The sequence below is a fragment of the Serratia sp. DD3 genome (genome assembly GCF_000496755.2).
This window is the reverse complement of record NZ_AYKS02000106.1, coordinates 1-5,191: the sequence shown is the minus strand read 5'-3', so window position 1 is coordinate 5,191 and position 5,191 is coordinate 1. Positions and strand designations below refer to the sequence as shown.

The 5,191-nt window shown below is 46.6% G+C and carries 10 protein-coding genes; 6 read left to right on the top strand and 4 right to left on the bottom strand.

Going from position 1 to position 5,191, the window contains the following annotated elements; genetic code table 11:
• A partial coding sequence (locus IO95_RS25705) for a hypothetical protein (RefSeq protein ID WP_037386893.1) occupies nucleotides 1–461 on the top strand: 461 nt, incomplete at its 5' end.
• A 2-nt stretch (nucleotides 462–463) separates the two neighbouring features.
• Nucleotides 464–814: a hypothetical protein gene (locus tag IO95_RS20090; RefSeq protein ID WP_037386883.1), complete on the top strand. Its 351-nt coding sequence runs from the start codon at nucleotides 464–466 to the stop codon at nucleotides 812–814.
• Between the two features lie 35 nt (nucleotides 815–849).
• Here the strand turns inward: IO95_RS20090 and IO95_RS20085 are convergent, their stop codons facing one another.
• Together IO95_RS20085 and IO95_RS20080 are read right to left on the bottom strand one after the other, a co-directional pair.
• A complete protein-coding gene (locus IO95_RS20085) occupies nucleotides 850–1,194 on the bottom strand; it encodes a type I addiction module toxin, SymE family (protein WP_037386891.1) in 345 nt (114 codons plus the stop codon).
• Nucleotides 1,191–1,412 carry a SymE family type I addiction module toxin gene (locus tag IO95_RS20080; protein WP_037386899.1) on the bottom strand — a complete coding sequence of 74 codons (222 nt, stop codon included), beginning with the start codon at nucleotides 1,410–1,412 and terminating at the stop codon, nucleotides 1,191–1,193. Before IO95_RS20080 ends, IO95_RS20085 begins: the two co-directional genes overlap by 4 nt.
• Nucleotides 1,413–1,538: 126 nt before the next feature.
• On the opposite strand from IO95_RS20080, the gene IO95_RS23675 reads away from it, so the two are divergent.
• Both IO95_RS23675 and IO95_RS20070 read left to right on the top strand, forming a co-directional pair.
• Nucleotides 1,539–2,432 carry a hypothetical protein gene (locus tag IO95_RS23675; protein ID WP_051791311.1) on the top strand — a complete coding sequence of 298 codons (894 nt, stop codon included), beginning with the start codon at nucleotides 1,539–1,541 and terminating at the stop codon, nucleotides 2,430–2,432.
• 2 nt (nucleotides 2,433–2,434) lie between these two features.
• Nucleotides 2,435–2,794, top strand: coding sequence for a hypothetical protein (locus IO95_RS20070; RefSeq protein WP_037386889.1), 360 nt, complete (start codon nucleotides 2,435–2,437; stop codon nucleotides 2,792–2,794).
• A 36-nt stretch (nucleotides 2,795–2,830) separates the two neighbouring features.
• Here IO95_RS20070 and IO95_RS25850 read toward each other — a convergent pair whose 3' ends face one another.
• Both IO95_RS25850 and IO95_RS24445 read right to left on the bottom strand, forming a co-directional pair.
• Nucleotides 2,831–3,076: a hypothetical protein gene (locus tag IO95_RS25850; protein ID WP_235186803.1), complete on the bottom strand. Its 246-nt coding sequence runs from the start codon at nucleotides 3,074–3,076 to the stop codon at nucleotides 2,831–2,833.
• A 171-nt stretch (nucleotides 3,077–3,247) separates the two neighbouring features.
• Nucleotides 3,248–3,469, bottom strand: coding sequence for a SymE family type I addiction module toxin (locus tag IO95_RS24445; RefSeq protein WP_072011707.1), 222 nt, complete (start codon nucleotides 3,467–3,469; stop codon nucleotides 3,248–3,250).
• A 164-nt stretch (nucleotides 3,470–3,633) separates the two neighbouring features.
• Between IO95_RS24445 and IO95_RS25700 the strand changes: the two genes are divergently transcribed.
• Complete coding sequence (locus IO95_RS25700; RefSeq protein WP_037386887.1) at nucleotides 3,634–4,671, top strand: DUF6862 domain-containing protein; 1,038 nt, start codon at nucleotides 3,634–3,636, stop codon at nucleotides 4,669–4,671.
• A 2-nt stretch (nucleotides 4,672–4,673) separates the two neighbouring features.
• Nucleotides 4,674–5,024: a hypothetical protein gene (locus IO95_RS20055; protein ID WP_037386883.1), complete on the top strand. Its 351-nt coding sequence runs from the start codon at nucleotides 4,674–4,676 to the stop codon at nucleotides 5,022–5,024.
• The last annotated feature ends 167 nt before the right edge of the window (nucleotides 5,025–5,191 follow it).

Here is a 5,191-nt window from a genome sequence, read left to right as displayed (position 1 = left end):
ATGAAGTTAAAAGTAATGCGACTCCTTTAGAGGGGCAGCAACGCTTAAATACACCTGATGTAACCGGTAATGGGAAATATAACCCAGCAGAGGCTGCGGCAAGGTTAGAAGGTGTTCTTGGACCATTGGAAAGAGCGCCTAATACTGGCCAAAAGGCAACTGATTTTATTATCACTTCAGGCCCTAATGCGGGGAAAACTGTTGATTTGATGTATACAACCAAGAATTTATCTCAGAAAGAAATAGATGGAATGAATAAGTTTTTTGAGAAAAACATGACAGTGACGCCCCAGGGGCAGAACATTCCAGGTGGACAAAAGCAAATTCTTGAACACTTAGAAAAGGCAGACATAGTTCCTGTTGATTTTACTGTGTTAACTCCGTTGAATCAGAAGATTTTTATGGATTTTATAATTAAATTACCTAAAAATCAGACAGATAAAATTATCATTATGAGGTGATTATGGGTTCTTTTTTTAATATTGGTCGGAAACCATGCAGCAATAACTATAGTGACAGAAGTCTCACTGTAGGGCTTGACCGATCATCTTCGAATGCCTTGGAAGCGTTGTTTGATGATGCGTTCCAGGAACATTATCCCGAACTACATGAAAAGATAATGTTGTATTTACCACTAGATCAAATCGTACTAGCTGAATTAGAGAAGGAAGAATTTAATGTGGCTATAAAAGCTGTTCGTGAGTGTATTAATAATCGAACGGAGTTGACACGAGGACAAACTTCCCAAAAGCTAGCATGGGAGGAATATATGGAACCTATTATTCAACAAGATGAGCGTTATCAACAAAGTTAAGGTTATAACCCCGGCCTTAGCCGGGGTTCCTACATCTAAGCCCTAAATCCTCCCTCTTCCCGCCGCTGCACCCGGATCACCCCCGGTGCAGCGGTAACCTCCAGTTGTTCAGCGTTGGTAATGCCGGACTCGGTGAGCCAGTCGCCACCAATCACCAGTTCACCATTATCCCGCACCCAATCCGCCCCCAAATCTTGCCGTTGTTGGCTGACCTCACAGAGTTGTTGCCAAGTGGCTTCATCGGTAACGGTGGTGCCCCACAATGTGCGGTTCCTTAAGGTCAGTTGCAACGGTGTTCCGGTGGTAAAACCGAGTGCGACCAGTGGCTTGCCGGACAACGTTAACTTAGGTGTCGGCTCAGGGGTAAAGATGATGTTCATGCGTTCCCCTCCGTGGTGGTTGCGGTGCGGATAATCAGTTGGCCCTGCTCCGCAATAATGCTCACGGGTTGGCCCTTGTTAAACCCCAGCGCTTCCAGCCAGCGGCCCTTGATGGTCAGTTGCGGTAACGGGTTCGGCCTGCCACCGTTGGGGCGGTAACCGACAATGCTCTTACGGGCTTGGGGTGTGGCGGGTTCTGACTTATGATGTTGCGGCAGTTGCTCTTTAACAATGTTGGGGGAAATGGCGTAACAGGCTGAAAACGCGCGTCTGGGCAAAAAGTTGTCTGTAGCAAAATGCACTGACAAAAAAATGTTGTAACTGGCTGATGGCACAAGGAAAAAGTGAGTTCGGCAGCCAACTTCACGACGGAGCAAGTTGTTGTGGAGAATAACGCGCTGAGTGATGTTTATAATGCGCAGGCCGCTGGGAAGACACTAGAACAACAGGCTAAAGAGCGCGTTGAAGAACAAAATGAACGGTACAGGCAGGAAAACTGTGCTGGGATGAGCGCAGAAGTCTGTTCGGTGAAGATGTATGAACAACGCCGGGAAGAGCTAATAGATATCCTGTCAACTGGTGCGGATTTTGGGATAGATTTAGTGCCGATTTTTGGGGATCTCAAGAGCCTTGCCGAAGCACAGAGTGCGCTGGACTATGTTGCAACCATAATAGGAGTGCTGCCTGGTTTAGGTGATGCAGCGAGTAAGGCAATCAAGGCAGCAGAAGCAGCACTGAATAAGGGTGACCTTGCTGAAGCGTCCAGGCTGATTAACCAGGCTAGTGATGAAATTGCTGGGTCTGTTGTTAATACAGGGGGGGCTGTTAATCTTGATGAAGTTAACCGATTAAAATATGACCCTCATGCAGGTAAAAACAAGCTAGCTGAAGGGTCTGCCGCTAGTGAGTTACAGAATAGTATGGGGGGAAATCTGGAACGCGTTGACCCTGATATAAGTGGTGCTGACTTTATATTTACGAGTGGCCCGAACAAAGGGAAGACTGTTGACTTTATGTTTACAACGGCTAAAGGAACGGCCAAAGAAATTGAAGGAATGAATAAGTTCTTTAATAACAACTGGGATAAAAACGTTGCACAGTTACATACTCACCTGAATAAGGCTGATATAGTACCTCTGGATTTCAGAAATCTTAACGCTGAAAACCAGCAAAGATTGTTGTCCTATATCAATACGTTATCTCCGGCAGATAAAGCCAAAGTTGTTATTATGAGGTAAACATGGCTGGTTTTCTTTATTTTTCCCAAAAGAATGGGGTGTCATTGGGTTCTTCAGCAATAGATATTATTGCCGATTATTTACGTCCTTATATCACTCAGGTGAGTAAGGATGTGATGGAGGAAATCTATGAAACTTATGATCTATATGATCAAACATTAGATTTTTCTAAATTGCCGCAAGCTACTTATATGCAATGTTATGAGCAGATAAAAAAAGCTATAGAGGTCGATCTGAAAGCTAACCCAGTAATGAATAGTCGTCCGCAGGAGTGGATGTTTAAAGCCTGGTACGATGAGATAAAACCAAAAATGCAAGCATCACCTTTATATGACATTGATATAATTAAAAATAATGAGTAACACGAACTCCCGGCCAGTTGGCCGGGAGTTTTGCTTTTAAGCCCTAAATCCTCCCTCTTCCCGCCGCTGCACCCGAATGATCCCCGGTGCGGCGGTGAGGACCAGTTGTTCCGCGCTGGTAATGCCGGACTCGGTGAGCCAGTCACCACCAATCACCAACTCGCCGTTATCCCGCACCCAATCCGCCCCCAAATCTTGCCGCTGTTGGCTGACTGCGCACAGTGTGCTACTCGGCCCATCCGTGGGCCTCGCCCCTTCGGGGCCGCTGCAAGCAGCGTTCAAATCTGCTTCCGGCAGATTTGTCCCAAGTGGCCTCATCGGTGACGGTGGTGACCCACAGCGTGCGGTTCCTCAAGATCACTTGTAACGGGGTGCCACTGGTAAAACCCAGTGCGGCCAGTTGTCTACCCGTTAGCGTTAACTCGGGGATCGGCTCAGGGGTAAAGGTGATGTTCATGGGTTCCCCTCCGTGGTGGTTGCGGTGCGGATAATCAGTTGGCCCTGTTCCGCAATAATGCTCACGGGTTGGCCCTTGTTAAACCCCAGCGCTTCCAGCCAGCGGCCCTTGATGGTCAGTTGCGGTAACGGGTTCGGCCTGCCACCGTTGGGGCGGTAGCCGACAATACTCTTGCGGGCTTGGGGTGTGGCGGGTTCTGACTTATGATGTTGCGGCAGTTGCTCTTTAACAATGTTGGGGAAATGGCGTAACAGGCCGAAAACGCGCGTCTGGGCAAAAAGTTGCCTGTAGCAAAATGCACTGGCAAAAAACGGTTTTAACTGACTGATAGAACAGGGAAAAAGTAAGTTCGACAGCCAACTTCACGACAGAGCAAGTTGTTGTGGAGAATAACTATCTCGACGCCAGTGATAGGATCCGCCAAGACAAACTGAAAGCCAAACTGGCCAATGGCACGATCACTGATAGTGAAGTGAAAGATCTGGCTGATCTGACGCTAAAGAATATTACCAGTGATGCCAATCTGAAGGATGCCTGTGCTGATGGAGCCAGTCCGGGCTGTATCAAGGAGATGAAACTGGCGCTTGCTGCCAAAGACAGCTATCTAGGTTATGCCGAGTACCAGACCTATTACGACTTACGTGACCAGTACCCAGATGAAATGGCGAAGTTCGGTGATCTCATTGGTGACTACACGCACGATCTGGTAAAGCTGATTGAGCAAGGCTATACAAAAGAGCAAGCCCAAACTAAGCTGGCGCAAGATGCGGCCTACGCAGCCAAATATCAGAAAGCCATTGATGAGGTACCTGGATGGGCCAAGATAGCGGTGACCATCCAGGATACGGTGGGGATGGTTTATGGTGCCAAGGCAGCGGGTGTCAGTCTGGAGAAGTTGGCTGCGAATGGGGCTACGGGCAACAAAGCACCTGTACTAACAAAGAATGCAGATGGAATTTATGAAGTTAAAAGTAATGCGACTCCTTTAGAGGGGCAGCAACGCTTAAATACACCTGATGTAACCGGTAATGGGAAATATAACCCAGCAGAGGCTGCGGCAAGGTTAGAAGGTGTTCTTGGACCATTGGAAAGAGCGCCTAATACTGGCCAAAAGGCAACTGATTTTATTATCACTTCAGGCCCTAATGCGGGGAAAACTGTTGATTTGATGTATACAACCAAGAATTTATCTCAGAAAGAAATAGATGGAATGAATAAGTTTTTTGAGAAAAACATGACAGTGACGCCCCAGGGGCAGAACATTCCAGGTGGACAAAAGCAAATTCTTGAACACTTAGAAAAGGCAGACATAGTTCCTGTTGATTTTACTGTGTTAACTCCGTTGAATCAGAAGATTTTTATGGATTTTATAATTAAATTACCTAAAAATCAGACAGATAAAATTATCATTATGAGGTGATTATGGGTTCTTTTTTTAATATTGGTCGGAAACCATGCAGCAATAACTATAGTGACAGAAGTCTCACTGTAGGGCTTGACCGATCATCTTCGAATGCCTTGGAAGCGTTGTTTGATGATGCGTTCCAGGAACATTATCCCGAACTACATGAAAAGATAATGTTGTATTTACCACTAGATCAAATCGTACTAGCTGAATTAGAGAAGGAAGAATTTAATGTGGCTATAAAAGCTGTTCGTGAGTGTATTAATAATCGAACGGAGTTGACACGAGGACAAACTTCCCAAAAGCTAGCATGGGAGGAATATATGGAACCTATTATTCAACAAGATGAGCGTTATCAACAAAGTTAAGGTTATAACCCCGGCCTTAGCCGGGGTTCCTACATCTAAGCCCTAAATCCTCCCTCTTCCCGCCGCTGCACCCGGATCACCCCCGGTGCAGCGGTAACCTCCAGTTGTTCAGCGTTGGTAATGCCGCTCTCGGTCAGCCAGTCGCCAGCGATCACCAACTCGCCGTT